The organism is Micromonospora sp. WMMD1219 (genome assembly GCF_049315215.1).
Taxonomy (GTDB): domain Bacteria; phylum Actinomycetota; class Actinomycetes; order Mycobacteriales; family Micromonosporaceae; genus Micromonospora; species Micromonospora tulbaghiae.
In genome coordinates this window covers 529,500-546,558 of the sequence record NZ_CP186057.1, presented here as the reverse complement: position 1 = coordinate 546,558, position 17,059 = coordinate 529,500, and the positions used below count along the sequence as shown (strand labels likewise).

The 17,059-nt window shown below is 73.1% G+C and carries 14 protein-coding genes; 11 read left to right on the top strand and 3 right to left on the bottom strand.

Annotation, left to right across the window (positions count from 1 at the left end):
- Positions 1-35 precede the first annotated feature (35 nt).
- Positions 36-1,307 carry a 4-aminobutyrate--2-oxoglutarate transaminase gene (gabT, locus tag ACN27C_RS02565; protein WP_422750350.1) on the bottom strand — a complete coding sequence of 424 codons (1,272 nt, stop codon included), beginning with the start codon at positions 1,305-1,307 and terminating at the stop codon, positions 36-38.
- Between the two features lie 6 nt (positions 1,308-1,313).
- Positions 1,314-2,750 carry a gamma-aminobutyraldehyde dehydrogenase gene (locus tag ACN27C_RS02560; RefSeq protein WP_350817264.1) on the bottom strand — a complete coding sequence of 479 codons (1,437 nt, stop codon included), beginning with the start codon at positions 2,748-2,750 and terminating at the stop codon, positions 1,314-1,316.
- Positions 2,751-2,892: 142 nt separating this feature from the next.
- On the opposite strand from ACN27C_RS02560, the gene ACN27C_RS02555 reads away from it, so the two are divergent.
- Positions 2,893-4,332: an aldehyde dehydrogenase family protein gene (locus ACN27C_RS02555; RefSeq protein WP_422750349.1), complete on the top strand. Its 1,440-nt coding sequence runs from the start codon at positions 2,893-2,895 to the stop codon at positions 4,330-4,332.
- A 30-nt stretch (positions 4,333-4,362) separates the two neighbouring features.
- Here the strand turns inward: ACN27C_RS02555 and ACN27C_RS02550 are convergent, their stop codons facing one another.
- On the bottom strand, positions 4,363-5,598 hold the full coding sequence (locus ACN27C_RS02550; protein WP_422750348.1) for an SUKH-3 domain-containing protein: 1,236 nt from the start codon (positions 5,596-5,598) through the stop codon (positions 4,363-4,365).
- A 78-nt stretch (positions 5,599-5,676) separates the two neighbouring features.
- On the opposite strand from ACN27C_RS02550, the gene ACN27C_RS02545 reads away from it, so the two are divergent.
- The 10 genes from ACN27C_RS02545 to manA all read left to right on the top strand — a co-directional run bounded on the left by ACN27C_RS02545 (position 5,677) and on the right by manA (position 16,789).
- A complete protein-coding gene (locus tag ACN27C_RS02545) occupies positions 5,677-6,090 on the top strand; it encodes a YbaB/EbfC family nucleoid-associated protein (protein ID WP_121685202.1) in 414 nt (137 codons plus the stop codon).
- Between the two features lie 3 nt (positions 6,091-6,093).
- Entirely contained in the window at positions 6,094-6,450 is a 357-nt protein-coding gene (locus ACN27C_RS02540; protein ID WP_121685201.1) for a hypothetical protein, read from the top strand.
- Positions 6,451-6,474: 24 nt separating this feature from the next.
- Positions 6,475-10,692, top strand: coding sequence for a toxin glutamine deamidase domain-containing protein (locus tag ACN27C_RS02535; RefSeq protein ID WP_422751565.1), 4,218 nt, complete (start codon positions 6,475-6,477; stop codon positions 10,690-10,692).
- Positions 10,693-10,696: 4 nt separating this feature from the next.
- Positions 10,697-11,140: a hypothetical protein gene (locus ACN27C_RS02530; protein WP_422750347.1), complete on the top strand. Its 444-nt coding sequence runs from the start codon at positions 10,697-10,699 to the stop codon at positions 11,138-11,140.
- Positions 11,141-11,157: 17 nt separating this feature from the next.
- Positions 11,158-11,877: a deoxyribonuclease V gene (nfi, locus tag ACN27C_RS02525; RefSeq protein ID WP_358169584.1), complete on the top strand. Its 720-nt coding sequence runs from the start codon at positions 11,158-11,160 to the stop codon at positions 11,875-11,877.
- Positions 11,878-11,982: 105 nt separating this feature from the next.
- Positions 11,983-12,975, top strand: coding sequence for a hypothetical protein (locus tag ACN27C_RS02520; RefSeq protein ID WP_422750346.1), 993 nt, complete (start codon positions 11,983-11,985; stop codon positions 12,973-12,975).
- 199 nt (positions 12,976-13,174) lie between these two features.
- Positions 13,175-13,381: a Trm112 family protein gene (locus tag ACN27C_RS02515; RefSeq protein WP_091418686.1), complete on the top strand. Its 207-nt coding sequence runs from the start codon at positions 13,175-13,177 to the stop codon at positions 13,379-13,381.
- Entirely contained in the window at positions 13,378-14,574 is a 1,197-nt protein-coding gene (locus ACN27C_RS02510; RefSeq protein WP_121685195.1) for an SIS domain-containing protein, read from the top strand. The genes ACN27C_RS02515 and ACN27C_RS02510 overlap by 4 nt, the downstream gene beginning before the upstream one ends.
- 28 nt (positions 14,575-14,602) lie before the next feature.
- Positions 14,603-15,625, top strand: a complete 1,023-nt coding sequence (locus ACN27C_RS02505; protein ID WP_422750345.1) for a cation diffusion facilitator family transporter — start codon at positions 14,603-14,605, stop codon at positions 15,623-15,625.
- 3 nt (positions 15,626-15,628) lie between these two features.
- Positions 15,629-16,789, top strand: a complete 1,161-nt coding sequence (gene manA / locus ACN27C_RS02500) for a mannose-6-phosphate isomerase, class I (RefSeq protein ID WP_421499797.1) — start codon at positions 15,629-15,631, stop codon at positions 16,787-16,789.
- Positions 16,790-17,059 lie beyond the last annotated feature (270 nt).

Genomic DNA, 17,059 nt, shown 5'->3' with positions numbered 1-17,059 from the left:
GGGGAGATCGGGCCCATGGTGTTCCACGTCCGGGGTCAGCCGAAGGCGGCCGCCAGGATGTCCAGTCCCCGGCCCAGCTCGTCGTCGGAGATGACCAGCGGGGGCAGGAACCGCAGCACGTTGCCGTAGGTGCCGCAGGTCAGCGTGAGCAGCCCGGCCGCGTGGCAGGCAGCCGAGACCGCCGCCGTGGCGGCCGGGTCCGGGATCAGCGTGCCGGGCTGCACGATCTCCACGGCGAGCATCGCGCCCCGGCCGCGTACCTCGGCCACACGCGGGTCACCGGCGGCGATCGCGTCCAGCCGCTCGCCCATCACCGCACCGATCCGGCGCGCGGCGGCGGCCAGGTCCAGCTCCCGCATCGTCTCCATCGCCGCGAGCGCGGCGGCGCAGGCGATCGGGTTGCCGCCGTACGTGCCGCCCAGGCCGCCGACGTGCACCGCGTCCATCAGCTCCGCCCGGCCGGTCACCGCCGCCAGCGGCAGGCCGCCCGCGATGCCCTTGGCCAGCGTGATCAGATCCGGCTGCACGCCCTCGTGCGCGCAGGCGAACCAGTCGCCGGTGCGGCAGAAGCCGGTCTGGATCTCGTCGGCGACGAACACCACGCCGGCCGCCGTCGCCCACTCGCGCAACGCCGGCAGGAAACCCGGCGCGGGTACGACGAAACCGCCCTCGCCCTGGATCGGCTCGATCAGCAGCGCGGCCACGTTCTCCGCGCCCACCTGCTTCTCGATCATCTCGATCGACCGGGCCGCCGCGGTGGCGCCGTCCAGCCCGCCGTCGCGCAGCGGATACGACATCGGCACCCGGTACACCTCACCGGCGAACGGCCCGAACCGGTGCTTGTACGGCATGTTCTTCGCGGTCAGCGCCATGGTCAGGTTGGTCCGGCCGTGGTACGCGTGGTCGAACACCACCACCGCGGGCCGCCCGGTCGCGTGCCGGGCGATCTTCACCGCGTTCTCCACCGCCTCGGCGCCGGAGTTGAACAACGCCGAGCGCTTCTCGAAACCACCCGGGGTCAGCGCGTTGAGCTGCTCGCAGACCGCCACGTACGACTCGTACGGCGCGACCATGAAGCAGGTGTGGGTGAACCGCTCGACCTGCGCGCGTACCGCCTCGACCACGCGCGGCGCGGAGTTGCCCACGTTGGTGACAGCGATGCCGGCCGCGAAGTCGATCCACTCCCGGCCGTCCACGTCGGTGATCGTGCCGCCGCCCGCCCGGTCCACGTACGCGGGAATCGTGCTTCCCACGCCCCGCGCCACCGCCTCCACCCGGCGCTTGTGCAACTCCTCGCTGGTTGCCATCGCCGATCAGCCCTCGATGTTGTGCATGACGTGCTTGACCCGGGTGTAGTCCTCCAGGCTGTAGACCGACAGGTCCTTGCCGTGGCCGGAGTGCTTGAAGCCGCCGTGCGGCATCTCCGAGACGAACGGGATGTGCGTGTTCACCCAGACGCAGCCGAAGTCCAGCCGCCGCGTCATCCGCATGGCCCGGCCGTGGTCGCGCGTCCACACCGAGGCGGACAGGCCGTAGTCGACGCCGTTCGCCCAGCGCACCGCCTCGTCCTCGTCGGAGAACCGCTGCACGGTGATGACCGGCCCGAACACCTCGTCCTGGATGATCTCGTCGGCCTGGCGTACGCCGGAGACCACCGTCGGGGCGTAGAAGAAGCCGCGCTCGCCCACCCGCGACCCGCCGGTGGTGACGTTCGCGTGGTCCGGCAGGCGGTCCACGAAGCCGCTCACCCGGGCGAGCTGGTTGGCGTTGTTCAGCGGGCCGTAGAGCACGTCGGCGTCGTCCGGCCCGCCGGTGCGGGTGTTGCGGGCCTGCTCGGTCAGCGCGGCCACGAAGTCCTCGTGGATGCCCGGCCCGGTGAGCACGCGGGTCGCCGCCGTGCAGTCCTGACCGGCGTTGAAGTAGCCGCCCATCGCGATCGCCTCGGCCGCCGCCGCCAGATCCGCGTCGTCGAAGATCACCACCGGGGCCTTGCCGCCCAGCTCCAGGTGCGTCCGCTTCAGGTCCGGCGCCGCCGCGGCGGCGACCTCCATGCCCGCGCGGGTCGAGCCGGTGATCGACACGAGCTGCGGGGTCGGGTGGGAGACCAGCGTACGGCCGGTGTCGCGGTCGCCGCAGACCACGTTGAACACGCCCGGCGGCAGGTGCTCGGCGGCGATCTCGGCCAGCAGCAGCGTCGACACCGGCGTGGTGTCCGACGGCTTCAGCACCACCGCGTTACCGGCCGCCAACGCCGGGGCGATCTTCCAGACCGCCATCATCAGCGGGTAGTTCCAGGGCGTCACCTGGGCGCAGACGCCGATCGGCTCGCGCCGCACGTACGAGGTGTGACCGGCCATGTACTCGCCGGCCGAACGCCCCTCCAGCAGGCGGGCCGCCCCGGCGAAGAAGCGCAGCTCGTCCACCGCCGGCGGCAGCTCCTCGTCGGCGGTGAGCTGCCGGGGCTTGCCGGTGTTGCGGACCTCCGCGTCGACCAGTTCGGCGGCCCGCGCCTCCACCGCGTCGGCGAACTTCAGCAGCGCCCGCTGCCGCTCGGCCGGCGTGGTGTCCCGCCAGGTCTCGAACGCGGCGGCGGCGGCCTTCATGGCCGCGTCCACGTCCGCCGCGCCGGAGACCGGGGCCTGGGCGAAGACCTCGCCCGTGCACGGGTCGATCAGGTCGGCGTAGCCGCCGTCCACCGGGTCGACGTACTCGCCGTTGACGAAGTTGCGCAGCTGCTGCTGGTCGCTCATCAGAAGTCTCCGAGAGGGTGGCCGGGGAGAGGGTCAGCGGAGGTTATCGCAATCTGACTGCCATCTTGGCTACTAAATCCGAGGCAGACAAGGGTTTGAGCAACTGTTTCCGCGTGGGCGCCTGTGGTCTAGGCTGCCGATCGTGGAGCCGAGAGCCTTCTACGTCGCCGGTCGCCCCGCCCACGGCGAGGACGAGCTGACAGTCACCCACCCGTACGACGGGCAGCCGGTGGGGCGTACCACGCTCGCCACGGCCGACCAGGTCGAAACCGCCGTCGCGGGCGCCGCCCGGGCGGCCGCGGAGGCCGCGGCCCTGCCCGCGCACGCCCGCGCGGCGGCCCTGGACCACGTCTCCCGCCGGCTCGCCGAGCGGGCCGACGAGGTCGCCGCGCTGATCACCGCCGAGAACGGCAAGCCGGTCAAGTGGGCGAAGGCCGAGGTGGGGCGCGCGATCTCCACGTTCCGCTGGGCCGCCGAGGAGGCCCGCCGTTTCTCCGGCGAACTGCAACGGCTCGACACCGACCCGGCCGCCACCGGGCGGATCGCCCTGGTCCGGCGCGTGCCGCGCGGGCCGGTGCTCGGCATCACCCCGTTCAACTTCCCGCTCAACCTGGTGGCCCACAAGGTCGCCCCGGCGCTCGCCGTCGGCACCCCGATCGTGGTCAAGCCCGCACCGGCCACCCCGCTCACCGCGCTGCTGCTCGGCGAGATCCTCGCCGAGACCGACCTGCCCGAGGGCATGTTCTCGGTGCTGCCGCTACCGAACGAGCGCGCCGTCGAACTGGTCACCGACCCCCGACTGCCGGTCGTGTCGTTCACCGGCTCCGGGCCCGTCGGCGCGGCCATCCGCCGGGCCGCGCCGGACAAGCACGTCACGCTGGAACTCGGCGGCAACGCCGCCGCGGTCATCTGCGAGGACTGGGCGGCGGACGAGGACCTCACCTTCGCCGCGCACCGCATCGCCACGTTCTCCAACTACCAGGCCGGGCAGTCCTGCATCGCGGTGCAGCGGGTCTACGTGCACGAATGGCTCTACGACGGCTTCCTGCCCCGGCTCGTCGCGGCGGTGCAGGCGCTGCGCACCGGCGACCCGCGCTCCGAGTCGACCGACGTCGGCCCGCTGGTGTCGGTCGAGGCGGCACAGCGCGTCGAGACCTGGGTGGACGAGGCGGTCGCCGCCGGCGCGGTCATCGAGACCGGCGGGCGGCGCGACGGCGCGACCTACCCGCCCACCGTGCTCAGCGGCGTTCCGGCCGACGCGAAGGTCTGCGCCGAGGAGGTGTTCGGGCCGGTGCTGGTGGTCGCCCCGGTCACGAACGACCGGGCCGCGTTCGCCGCCGTCAACGACTCCGCGTACGGGCTCCAGGCCGGCGTCTTCACCCACCGGCTCGACGTGGCGTTCGACGCCGCGCGCACGCTCGAAGTGGGCGGCGTGATCGTCGGGGACGTGCCGTCGTACCGGGCCGACCAGATGCCGTACGGCGGCATGAAGGGGTCCGGCGTCGGGCGCGAAGGGCTGCGCAGCGCGATGGACGACTACACCGAGCCGCGTGTCACGGTGCTGACCGGCGTGGCCCTCTGATCACTCGCTCTCTGCTCACTCGCCTTCGGCTCACCAGGTGCCGTCGTCGCGGACCCGGGCGGGGGCGCGGCCGAGCAGCAGGGTGGTGAGGGCGGCGTCGATGTCGGCGCCGAGGAACCACTCGCCGGCCTGGTCGAGGGCGAAGACCCGGCCGTGCTCGTCGACCGCGAGGATGCTCTCCTGACGTTCGCTGCCGAGCGGGAAGAGGCGGGCACCCAGGACGGCGGCGAAGTCGGCGAGAGAGTCGGCGGTGTGTGCGGCCCGCAGCGGATTCGTGGTGAACCGGCTGATCCAGACCTGCTCCCCGGGCCCGCGCCGTCGGCTCAGGACGGCCGGGAACGCGGTGAGCGCCGCCTCGGCGGCGGGGAACGCCTCGTGCCGGTGGTGCTGTCCCGCGATATCCTTCGTCTCGGTCATCGCGCCCATCGCGAGTGCCTCGTTGAACATGCTGATCTGCCAGCCGCCGTCCATGAGGGCGTGGGCGACCTCGTCCGGGAAACGCCCAGGCTCGATGACCTCGCGCGGCTCCGGTCGCCACTCCTCGACGAAGGCCAGGTCGGACCACGGCAGCACCGCGAACCGCACCAGGAACCGGACGCACGAGTCACAGGGAAGATCTGCTTGCCCGCCCTGAGGGTCGCCCGGTTCGCGACTGCGATAGACCTCGATCCGGCTGGTGCCGAGCAGGTCACGCGCGTCCTCCATGGACAGCGGCGGCAGGCCCTCGGCGGCCCGGCGGTGGTCGTGCTCGTACAACGCGTCGGAGACGACGATCATCTCGGCGTGCCGCTCGCCGCCGCGTACCAGATGCCCCGCGGGCAGCTCGTCCAGATAGGACTGGACCAGCGGGTGGTGACGCACCTCGACGTCGCCCTTCGCGCCCTGCGCTACGTGCTGCCGGCCGTCGACAGTGAGGTGCGCCGCCGCGCCGGGCGTGGGCAGGCGGGTCAGTTCACGCAGCAGTTGAGCGGCCGGATCGACGGTACGCGGTGCGCGCGGCTCGGCCGGACGCCGCTGCCGGTACATCCGCTCGACCGCCGCGGCCGGCACCCGCGGCCACATGGACACCTCGCCGGTCTCCTTGTCGATCACGGTGGTCGGCAGGTCGCCGGGTAGCGCGCGGGCCTCGGTGGACACGATGGAACTCACCACGTAGCCCAGGTCGAACTCCTCGACCTCCGGCGTGCACGGAAAACCGAGGCGGTCGGAGTCCCGCCGGGCCCACACGGAGGCGATCTGCTCGGCCTGCTGTCGCTCGATCACCACCTGAAATTACCGGACCCCACGGATTTCGTGGCACCCGGTATGGTCGGCCCTACCCACGGTGACGGAAGGGGAGCGACGGTGGCCGAGAGTGCGGACCGGGATGCGAACCGTGCACTACGCGCGCGATTCGACGAGGTGTACGGCCAATACCAGCGCCTGCGGTCCGGTCTGGACGAACTCCAGACGAAGCTGGCCGAGCTGCGCGTCACCGAACGCTCCGACGACGGCCAGGTGACCGCCGTCGTCGGCGCGCGGGGCGAGCTGATCAGCGTCGAGGTGAGCCCGGCGGCGTTCCACGACCGGGACGCCCGCGCGCTGAGCCGGAAGATCACCGAGACCGTGCTGCGCGCCTCCACCGCGGCGACCACCGCCACCCGCGAGTTGGTGTCCGGCTACCTGCCGCCGGGTTCGCCGTCGATCGAGTTCCTGCGTACCAATGACTTCGGCGCGCTGCTCGGCCGGGCCGACTCCGTGCTGGCCCGCGGCGAGTGACAGGTGGCCGGGGGAGAGATCTGGCTGGACCCGGACCGGGCCCGGCGCGGCGGCGCTGACCTGGCGCTGTCGGGGCGGGCGGTGAGCGCGGCCCGGCGGGAGACGGGCGAGCCGATCGCCGCCGCCGGCGCCCAGCGGCCCTGGGGCCGGGACGACATCGGCGCCGCCTTCGACAAGCACTACCAGGGTTACGCCGAGACGCTGCTACGCGCGTGGGAGCTTCTCGGCCGGTCGCTGGAGGTGCTCGGGTCGGACGTCGTCCGCTCGGTCACGGCCACCGTGGAGACGGACCTCAGCAACGCCCGTGACCTCGGGAAGATCCCACAGCAAGGGCACAACCCCCATCGGCCCCGGCGCTGACCACCGGAGGACCCGCGCGTGAGCATGCTGCCCAGCCCGATCCCGCACCCGCTCGACTTCTGCCCGTGGGACCTGCCCGGCTGGATCTACGAGGCGCTCGACTGGGTGGTCGGCGTCGAATGGCCGGAGGGCAACGAGCGCGCCGTCTGGGATCTGGCCGACCAGTGGTACGGCGTGGCAGGCGTCCTGACCCGCCCGCGCGACGACGCGGTCACCGCCGCCGGTGAGGTGAAGAGCGGGTACGGGGGAGTCGGCCTGGTCGCCGGCGCGTTCGACACGGCCTGGCACAAGCTCGCCGAGGGTGAGGACGCGCCGCTGCACGTCCTCGTCGCGGCCACCGACGAGCTGGCGCGGCTGGTCGACTCCTGCGGCTGCGACATCGAGGGCGCGAAGCTCGAAGCCTGGATCGAGCTGGGCATCCTGGTCATCGAGTTGCTGTCCCTGGCGGTCGCCACAGTGCTCACCCTGGGCGCCGCCTCACCGGCGGCGGCCGCCGCGGTCACCGCCACGCGGGTCGTGGTGCAGCAGATCTTCAAGCGGCTGGTGGCCCAGCTCGCCCGCAAGGCGGTCAAGCAGGGCCTCAAGGAGGCGGGCGAGCGGGCCGCGAAGGAGGTGGCCAAGTCCGGTGTCCGCACGCTGGCGCGGCGGGCCGCGATCGGCGGGCTGCTGGAGGCCGGTCAGGAGGCCGGCACCAGCCTCGGCACGCAGGCGTACCAGAACTCCACCGGCCGGCGGGACGGCCTCGACCTGACCGACGTGAGCACGTCGGCGCTCGGCGGATTCGCCGGCGGCGCGGTCGCCCCGCTGGCCGGGCTGGGCCGGCACGCCAACGGCCGGTTCGCGGAGGTCGGCGAGCGGTTCGGGCGGGAGATGGCCGGAGAGACGCTCGCCGAGACCGCGGCGGGTCTGGCGACCGGCCAGGGCCCGTCGCTGGAGGATCTGGCGCGTGCGGCTGCCTCCGGCGCGACCGGCTCCGCCACCAACCAGGCGGACTCGGCTCTGCAACGTCGCCTCGACGGGCAGCTGAGCGGGTTGACCGTGTCGCCGGTCGGCCTGGACGTGCCGGTCGCCGCCGATCCCGTCGGGCTGATCCCGGCCCAGCGGGCCGCCGAGCCGATCGTCCAGGGCGGCGGCGACACGATCGCCGGTGCCGTTCCCGTGACACCCACACACGTCACACCCCAGCCAGCGAACTCGCACCCGCTCGCCGTGGACCTGCCCCACCCGACGCCGGATCCCACGACGACGCCGCCGCACAGCGATGTCGTCCCGCACGACGTGGCACGTCCGGCGGTCACCACCAGCCCCACGTTGTCCTCGGTGATCACGGACGCGCCCGTCGCCACGCCCCCGTCGACCGCGCCCGGAGTCCACAGCGGCACGGGTCCGGTGGCGACGCCGACCGACCACCCCACGCCGTCCTCGACCAACCCGATTCAGGCGGCAGCCGCACCGGCGACACTCCCTGCACCGCCTACCGACCACCCGCAGATCGCGGCGCCACCAACGGCGGACCGCGCGGCCCCCGTCAGCAACGGAGGTCAGGCGGGACCGCCTCCGGTCTCACCGGTCAGCCCGCAGACGGGGCCGCATCCGGGAGCGCCGACCGTCGGGCCCGAGCCTCGACCGGGGCCGAACCCCCGTTTTCCGCTGCTGGAGGCCTTGGCTCCGCATCGCCCTCCTACCGACTCCCCGGGGCCCCACCCGGGCCCGCCCCATGTCCAGGCGTGGTCCCGTGAGACCGCTGATCAGCGCGCCGCGCGGCTGAAGGCCGATCGGGAGGGTCTGGACCGGCGGCGCTACCAGGGCTATCTGCAGTCCCAGCGTGCCTTGCACGAGGAGAACAGACGGGAGGCGCAGATCAGGGAGCTGCGTGATCTCGCCGAACAGCATTACGAGGCCGCGCGTTGGCTCATCATGCAGGCCCACGAACTGCGCCAGGCCGGGCGGCACGAGCTCGCCGACCGGCACGTGTGGGAGGGTCGGCGGCGAGAACGCCTGCACTATCGAGCCGTCGACGAGGTGGAGGCGGTCCGTGTCGGCCAGCGTCTGCCGCGCGAGGTGATGGTCGAGGACGACCTCGACTTCTACCGCATCAACGACGACGTGGCCGACCTGGCCGTCGGCGCGGTGGAGACGGCCGACCACTCGGCGCTCACCGGTCACGGCCACCCCGAACCGATCGACAGGTCCCGGCCCTACGGCCGCCGGGGAGGGCTCCGGCCTCCGCTCGCGCTGCACCAGACCGACCTCGAACGGCAGATGCCCCGCAATCCGGACGGCAGCGTGACGCGTACCGCCGATCCCCGGCGCGGCGGCTGGTTCCGCCTCGCGAACGACGGCGGACCGGCGGCCGACGCCACCCGGGGGATCAACTGTCTCGACTGCACGCTGTCGCTGTTCGAGACCTGGGTCCACGGACGGCCGCGCGTCGCGGCGCCGCGTACGTTCGACGGCTATCTGCACGGCGACGTGAACCGGCCGGTGGGCGGCGAGGCGGACGGACCGCTTCGCGTCGAGCAGACGACCGGCGGCCGGTTCCAGAACCTCTGCCCGCCGGACCGGCCCGGTGTCACCGGCCGGGAGCGTCAGCTGTTGGTGGACGGCGGTTACCGCGACCTGTACGGGCAGCTCGCGTCGGGTGGCCACGGCAGCTACGCGTTCCTCATCACCAGCTTCGAAGGCGGCGGCTCGCACGCGTGGGTGGCGTTGAACCAGAACGGCACGATCCTCTTCCTCGACCCGCAGACGGGCCTGGTGGCGGACCGGCCGATCTACCACCACAGCGGCCGTCCGGCAGCCGGCAACGTGGTCGGCGTCGACGCGCTGGTGCTCGGCCCCGACGGGCGGCCGATGCCGCTCACCGGCCGCCCGCCCGGCACCTACAACGTCCTGCCCGAGCCGCTGCCCCGTCCGGCGCCGCCACGGCCGCCGGCTCCGCCGCCGATCGTCGACGGCCACGTCCCGGACTTCAACCACGTCCACCTGCTCGGCGAGTCCACCACCATCCACCGCCGAACCGACGGACCGCTGCCGGGCAGCGCGCCACCCGTCGAGCCGGAACCCGACCGGGTACGCCAGGATCACCGGCAGGCGCACGCCGACCGGATCGCCGCCGGGCTCTACGTGCGCGACGCGCTCGCGCAGAGCGGGAACCTCGACGCCGCCTTCGCCGCCGGGGTGACGCCCGTCGAGCTGGCACAGCACGCCGACGTGCCGACGCTGCGGCGGCTCGTACCGGGGCTGGACGAGGACGCCGCGGCCGACCTCACCCGGTTGTTCGCCGACCCGCGTGTGCAGCGGATGCTCGACCAGAGCTGGGAGGCTCCGCCGCGACGGGAGGAGCTGCTGGCCGAGACGTTGGTGCGGCAGCTCGCGGAGCGGCCCGACCTGGTCCGGATGATCCTGGCGACACCGGAGCTCGCCAACTCGCTGACCGCCCGGCCGCTGACCCTGCACCACCTGGCCACCCACCAGCAGGCCATCGACGTGTTGCAGGACGTGCTGGCGGATATTGAGCGAGACGGACCCGAATCGCAGATATCGGCGAGCGAGCTGAACCCGCCTCCCACCCCGCTCACCGCTGACCAGCGCAGGCTGACGCGGGATCTGGCTTCCCGGCGCCAGCCGACCGGACAGGACGGCTTCGATAGGAGCAGGAAGCGTGACTCGGTCTATGTCGCCACGTACATCAACGAACTGCGTGCCGACGCGGCCGTAGCGCAGGCGGAACTGAAAACGATCGCCTCCGCTCTGGCGGGCGAGAGGGGAAAGCCCGGCTGGCGTAACGAGCCCAAGAGTGATGAACGGGTGAGGGACAAACTGGTCGAGTACAGCAATGATGCTTCTCGCCTCAAGGACTTGGCTGCCGCGAAGGTCGAGTTCTCCACGCTCAATGACATCTATGACGCCTTGGGCGGCCTCGTCGATGATCCCGAGTTGACGATTCTGGACGTCAAGGATCGTTTCGTTGCTCCGAGCGGTAGTGGCTACCGCGACATCCTGCTCAATCTGCGCCTTTCGAACGGGCATGTAGGGGAGCTGCGCCTGCACCTCAAAGCCTTGGAAGATGTCGCCGAATGGGAGCATGCGCTGTATGAGGTCCGGCGCGACCTCGACGCCCTGGCAGAGCTGGACGGCTGTTCGCTGACGACGATGGAGACGGCGATCCGGGATGGCCTGCTGTGGCGCGCGCAGAGCATCTACTGGGACGCGGTACAGCAGACATTGGGAGAGGCGTGAAGCAGTGACGCACCCGACCGGCCTCGTGCTACCGAAATTCTTCCTCTACTACGACTCGCCCGTGAAGTTGGTGAGGACGGAGGACGGCGGCATGGCGGGCTGGCGGCTCTCACTCGACACCGGCCGGTGGCAGCCGGCGAGCAATCTCGTGGACAGGGTGCTGTTCGGTAGGGACGACGAGATATTCGAGATCAACGCCGAGGAGTTCGTCTGGTACGTCGAGCAGGAGCGGGGCCTGAGTCTGCGCGGTGACGGGCCGATCTTCGCTCTCTACGAGACCGTTCGGGCGATCCAAGACGCGCTACGGGAAGAGCGTCGATATCCGACGCCCACGGAGCAGGCGCTGATCAAGGGGATCCGGCGGCGGACCTTCGTGATGTTCGAGGAGCAGCTCCAACAGGCCGGCGATCCCGCCGCCGACCCCACCATCGCCTCCACCGCCTCCTGACAGCGGCCGGGAACCTCATGCCCTCCATCGACGGTTCACCCGTGCCCTACGTGCCGCCCGCCGACGTGGCCGAGGCGAGACGCGTACAGGAGGAGTTGCGGTCCCGGGTGGACCTGACCGGGCCCGGTCCCGCCGCGCCCGCGACGGTGGCCGGGCTGGACGTGGCGTACGCGCCCGACGGTGACCTGCTCGCCGCCGCCGTCACGGTCCTGGACGCGGCCACCCTCGACGTGGTGGACGAGGCGGTGTGCGTGGGGCGGCCCGCCTTCCCGTACGTGCCGGGGCTGTTCGCGTTCCGCGAGATGCCGGCGTTGCTCGCCGCGCTGGACCGGCTCACCACCCGTCCGGAGCTGCTGGTCTGTGACGGGCACGGGCTGGCGCACCCGCGCCGGTTCGGGCTGGCCTGTCACCTGGGCCTGGTGACCGGGCTGCCGACGATCGGGGTGGGTAAGACGCCGCTCGTCGGGTCGTGGACGGGGCCCGGCCCCGAGCGTGGGGACAGCGCCGACCTGTGTGACGAGGGCGACGTGGTCGGGCGGGTGCTGCGGACTCGGGACGGTGTGCGGCCGGTCTTCGTGAGCGTCGGGCACCGGATGGGGTTGGACAACGCGGTGGACCGGGTACTGGCACTGACGCCCCGGTACCGGCTGCCGGAGACCACCCGTACGGCCGACCGGCTGTGCCGGCGGGCACTCGCCGAGGCAGGCGCATCGGGCGGTGACCTGGGCGGGCGGTGATCGCGTGGCGCGGCACACATGTGGCGCGCTCGATGCGCGGGTGCCCGGAGGGGCCGGTAGTAACCTGACCGGCGGATCCGGTCCGGACGCAACGGTGAGGTGGAGATGTCGGCAGGGCGGCACGCGGCGCGATGGGCCATGGTCGGCGCGCTGCTGGGTGGCCTGATCGCCGTCCCGGCGTCACCGGCGTCGGCCCGCGACGACCGGGTGGGACTGCGCTCGGCGAAGAGCTTCACCGCCGGTGGCCCGCCGGGCACGGTGGCGGTCGAGGTGCGTAAGCGCACCGACGGCTGCGTGCAGCTGCGTACCGCGGTCGGGCTCCGGTCGGAGGGCCTGCGGGCGGACCAGGTCCGGGTGCAGGTGGCGTCCGGGGGCCGATGGGTGCCGGTGCAGGTCTCCGGGGACGGCGCCGTCGCCACCGCTGCGGTCGCGCCGGTCGACCGGCCGTTGTGCAAGGGCAAGGGCGTCACCGTCCGCTACCGGTTGTCCTTCCTGGCCGGGGCCGTCGGCGGGCGGCTGGAACTGGCCGCCGAGGCGAGCGCCGCGAACGGCGACGTGCTCGGCCGGGCCGGTGGCTCCGCCCGGCTGGTCGGTGCCCCGCGGACGCCGAGCCCCAGCCCGTCCCGAAAGCCCTCGCCGACGCCCAGCGCGAGCGAGACCACGGCGGCCGAGGTGACCGGCACGTCGCCGGTGGCCGCCGCCGTCGCCCCGGCCACCGCCGCGGCCGACGACTCGTCGTTCGGAGGTTCCATGATCATGTGGTTCGGTATCGGGCTGGTGCTCGTCGGCGCCGCCCTCATCGTCCTGCTGCTGCGCCGCAACCGCGCCGACCGGACCGGCGGCGGGAACTCCGCCGACCTCCCGCCGGTCCCGCTGCCGCGCAGCACCACCACCTACCGCTCCGGCGCGCCCGGACCGGCCCCCACGGTGTATGGGGGTGCGACGCCGCCCCGCCCGGCCGGCAACGTGTACGGCGCGCCCGCGGCCGCCCCGGCACCATCGGCACCGGCGAGCGCGGACGCGACCAGCGTTCTGCCTCCGCCCCAGCCCTCGGCGGGCGGGGACGCGACGAGCGTTCTGCCCCGCTTGCCGGACTGAGCCGGAACCCGACCGGCTCCCGGGGTTACCGTGACGGTAGGTGGTCGCGTCGTGACCCGGTAGCCGCCACCTGCCCGGCCGGAGGACGGAACACCGGGGCCGAACGGGGCCCGGTGCCGGGGCCGCTCGGCCGATAAGATCGCGTGCGCCGACCGGCACCGCCGACCGGTGAGACCGCATACGTGGAAGGAGCCGCGCCGTGGCCCTGGACCCGCAGTTGCTCGACATCCTCGCCTGCCCGGACACGCACCACGCCCCGCTCGACTACGACGCGCAGGCGCAGACGCTCACCTGCACCGAGTGCGGTCGCATCTTCGAGGTCCGGGACGACGTCCCGGTGCTCCTGCTGGACGAGGCGCGCGGTGGACCCGCCGCCGACGAGGCGCGGGGCGGGTCGTCCCGGTGATGGAGGGTACGGCCGGGGTCAGCGGCCACCGGCACGCGGACGAGGCCCTGCTGGACGACGCGGCGCAGCTCTCCGAGCGGGATCCGGGCGGCATGCTCCGGCACACCGCGTCGGCGGGCGCCCAGGTGCGCGAGTCGGCGGCGCTGGCCGCCGAGGCGAACCTGTCCGTGCTCGCCGACGACGGACGGCCCCGCGCGGTGGTCATCGCCGGCATCGGCACCGCCGGGCGTACCGGTGACGTGCTGGCCACCGTCGCCGGGCCGCGCTGCCCGGTGCCGGTCATCCCGCACCGCAGCGCCGGCGTGCCCGGCTGGGTGGGCGCGGCGGACGTGGTCATCGCGGTGAGCGCCTCCGGTCGCAGCCCGGAGGCGCTGGGCGCGGCCGAGGCGGCGCACCGGCGCGGTGCCCGGCTGGTCGCCGTCGGCGCGCCCGACTCGCAGCTCCAGTCGGTGGCGGAGCGGGCCCGTGCGCCGTTCATCCCGGTGCCCCGGCGCGCGCCGGCCCGGGCCAGCCTCTGGGCGCTCACCGTGCCGGTTCTGCTGGCCGCCCGTACCCTCGGGCTCGTGAAGGTCAACGAGGCGGATCTGGCCGAGACGGCGGCCCGGCTGGACGCCGACGCCGATCGATGCCGGCCGACCGCCGAGTCCTTCGTCAACCCGGCGAAGTCGCTGGCACTCGGGCTTTCCGGTTCGATCCCGATCGTGTGGGGTTCGTCCCCGCTGGCCACCGTGGCCGCCCGGCGGTTCGGTGACACGCTGTCCGCCAACGCCCGCTACCCGGTGGTCGCCGGTGCGCTGGGCGAGGCGGGCCGGGGCCGCGTCGGCCTGCTCGACGGGGTGTTCGGCGGCCTGGCCGAGGGCGAGCGGGACATCTTCGCCGACCCGGGCGTCGACGAGTCCGACGGCACCCGGCTGCGGCTGGTGCTGCTGCGCGACGGCGGGCTCAACGCCGACGACGACACCGACGAGCCGCTGGCGGTCGAGGAGCGCCGCGCGGACGCGGTGCAGACGCTCGCCGAGCGGCGCGGGGTGCGCTGCGACGTGGTGACCGCTGAGGGCGGTTCCGCGCTGGAGCGGCTCGCGTCGCTGGTCGCGGTCCCCGACTTCGCCTCGATCTACCTCGCCCTGGCACACGGGCTGGACCCGATGGCGGTACCGGCCATCACGGAGATGAAGGAGCTGGCGAACCAGTGACCACACGGGGCATCGAGCGAGGCGGGGAATGAGCGCAAACGGGGGCACCAAGGCGATCGTCGCCGCCCTGGCGGCGAACCTCGGCATCGCCGTCACCAAGTTCGTCGCGTTCGCCCTGACCGGCTCGTCGTCGATGCTTGCCGAGTCGATCCACTCGGTTGCCGACTCGGGCAACCAGGGCCTGCTGCTGATCGGCGGCCGGCGGGCCAAGCGGCGGGCCACGCCGCAGCACCCGTTCGGGTACGGCCGGGAGCGCTACGTCTACGCCTTCATCGTGGCGATCGTGCTGTTCAGCATCGGTGGCCTGTTCGCGCTCTACGAGGCGTACCACAAGGCGTCGGACCCGCACCCGATCGACAGTTGGCAGTGGGTGCCGGTGGCGGTGCTGGTCGCGGCGATCGTGATGGAGAGCTTCTCCTTCCGTACCGCGATCAAGGAGTCCAACCTGGTCCGGGGCAACCAGACCTGGGTCCGGTTCATCCGCCGGGCCAAGGCGCCGGAGCTGCCGGTGGTGCTGCTGGAGGACTTCGGTGCCCTGGTCGGTCTGGTCTTCGCGTTGTTCGGCGTCGGCATGACGCTGATCACCGGCAACGGCATGTGGGACGCGGCGGGCACGGCGATGATCGGCGTCCTGCTCGTGGTCATCGCGGTCACGCTGGCGATCGAGACCAAGAGCCTGCTGCTCGGCGAGGGCGCCGAGGAGGGCGAGCTGACGAAGATCGAGCAGGCCGTGACGAACGGTCCCGAGGTCGAGCGGATCATCCACATGAAGACGCTCTACCTCGGCCCGGAGGAGCTGATGGTGGCCGCGAAGATCGCCGTGCCGGCGTGGGAGACCGCCCAGGACCTGGCGCGCGACATCAACGCGGTCGAGGCGCGGATCCGCCGCGAGGTGCCGACCGCCCGGGTGATCTACCTGGAGCCGGACATCTACTCGCCGGAAGCCGAGCGGGCCGGCACCGGGCAGGCGGCGGACACCGCCGTCCCGGAGGCCGTGACCAGTGGTGGGACGCACGCGGCCGACGAGGTGGCCGGGCGGCCCGGGAGCTGACCGATGGAGTTGTTGCAGGGCCGGATCCGTGACTACGCCTGGGGTTCGCGCACCGCGATCGCCGAGTTGCAGGGGCGGCCGGTGCCGAGCAACGGGCCGGAGGCGGAGCTGTGGCTGGGCGCCCACCCGGGCGCCCCGGCCACCGTGCAGCGCGACGGCCGGCCGGTCAGTCTCACCGAACTGCTGGTGGCCGAGCCGGGCCACTGGCTGGGTGAGCGGCTGGTCGGCCGGTTCGGCACCCGGCTGCCGTTCCTGCTGAAGGTGCTCGCCGCCGACGCGCCGCTGAGCCTCCAGGCCCATCCGGACGCCGAGCAGGCCCGCGCCGGGCACGCCGCCGACGTGGGGCGGGTCAACTACGTCGACCCGTACCACAAGCCGGAGCTGCTGGTGGCGCTCTCGGACTTCGACGCGCTGTGCGGCTTCCGCGATCCGGGGGAGTCGGCGGCGGCGATCGCCGCGTTCGGCGTACCCGCGTTGGAGCCCGTCGTGGCGGCGTTGCGCGACGGGCCGGCGGGGCTGCGGGAGGCGGTGCGTCTGCTGTTGAGCTGGCCCCGGGCGGAGCGCGCCGGGCTGGTGGCGGCCGTGCTGGCGGCGGCGGAGGCCGGGCCGGCCTCGGCGGACGCCGAGCTGGTCCGCACGCTGGCGTCGGGCTATCCGGCCGACCCGGGCGTGGTGGTGGCGTTGCTGCTGCACCACGTCCGGCTGGCGCCCGGCGAGGGCATCTGGATGCCGGCCGGGAACCTGCACGCCTACCTGCGCGGCACCGGCGTCGAGATCATGGCGGCCAGTGACAACGTGCTGCGCGGTGGGCTGACCCCGAAGCGGGTCGACGTGGCCGAGCTGCTGCGGGTGCTCCGGTTCGAGGTGCTGACCCAGCCGGTGCTGCGGCCCGAGCAGGTGGAGCCGGGGGTGCAGACCTGGCCGGTGCCGGTGGAGGACTTCGCGCTGCACCGGGTCGAGGTGGCCGCCGGGTCGCCGGGGGTGCGGCTGACGCTGCCCGGGCCGCGGGTGGTGCTCTGCCGGGCCGGGAAGCTGACCGTGGACGACGGCGTGGGCGTGGTCACGCTGGACGCGGGTCAGGCCGCGGTCGGCACGGCGGCCGGTGGCCCGCTCACGGTGGGCGGCGCGGGCGAGGCGTTCGTCGCCACTTGCGGCATGCACTGATCCGCACAAGTCCGACTTTCCCGAAATAGCTTGACGGTCACGCTGCGTGGTGTGACTCTATGGGTACGCAGCGTTGTCGCGACGAAGGTCCGGTGACGTGCGGGGGAACCAAACCGGGGGGATGCGCGGGGCGGCCGGGCCGTGAGTGGAAAGTCCGCTCACGACCGACCGCCCCGTGCGCTGTCCGCCGACCGGCCGATTGCGCGGTCGGCCAACCGGGCACGGGCCGAGTGGCCCGCGAGCGTAAGGTGGAAGGCTGCGCACCACCAT

Bases quoted from the DNA above. Each gene is read 5' to 3' on its own strand.
- manA (WP_421499797.1), top strand. From the start codon at position 15,629: ATGGAGTTGTTGCAGGGCCGGATCCGTGACTACGCCTGGGGTTCGCGC.
- ACN27C_RS02535 (WP_422751565.1), top strand. From the start codon at position 6,475: ATGCTGCCCAGCCCGATCCCGCACCCGCTCGACTTCTGCCCGTGGGAC.
- gabT (WP_422750350.1), bottom strand. From the start codon at position 1,307: ATGGCAACCAGCGAGGAGTTGCACAAGCGCCGGGTGGAGGCGGTGGCG.
- ACN27C_RS02505 (WP_422750345.1), top strand. From the start codon at position 14,603: ATGAGCGCAAACGGGGGCACCAAGGCGATCGTCGCCGCCCTGGCGGCG.
- nfi (WP_358169584.1), top strand. From the start codon at position 11,158: ATGCCCTCCATCGACGGTTCACCCGTGCCCTACGTGCCGCCCGCCGAC.
- ACN27C_RS02520 (WP_422750346.1), top strand. From the start codon at position 11,983: ATGTCGGCAGGGCGGCACGCGGCGCGATGGGCCATGGTCGGCGCGCTG.
- ACN27C_RS02560 (WP_350817264.1), bottom strand. From the start codon at position 2,750: ATGAGCGACCAGCAGCAGCTGCGCAACTTCGTCAACGGCGAGTACGTC.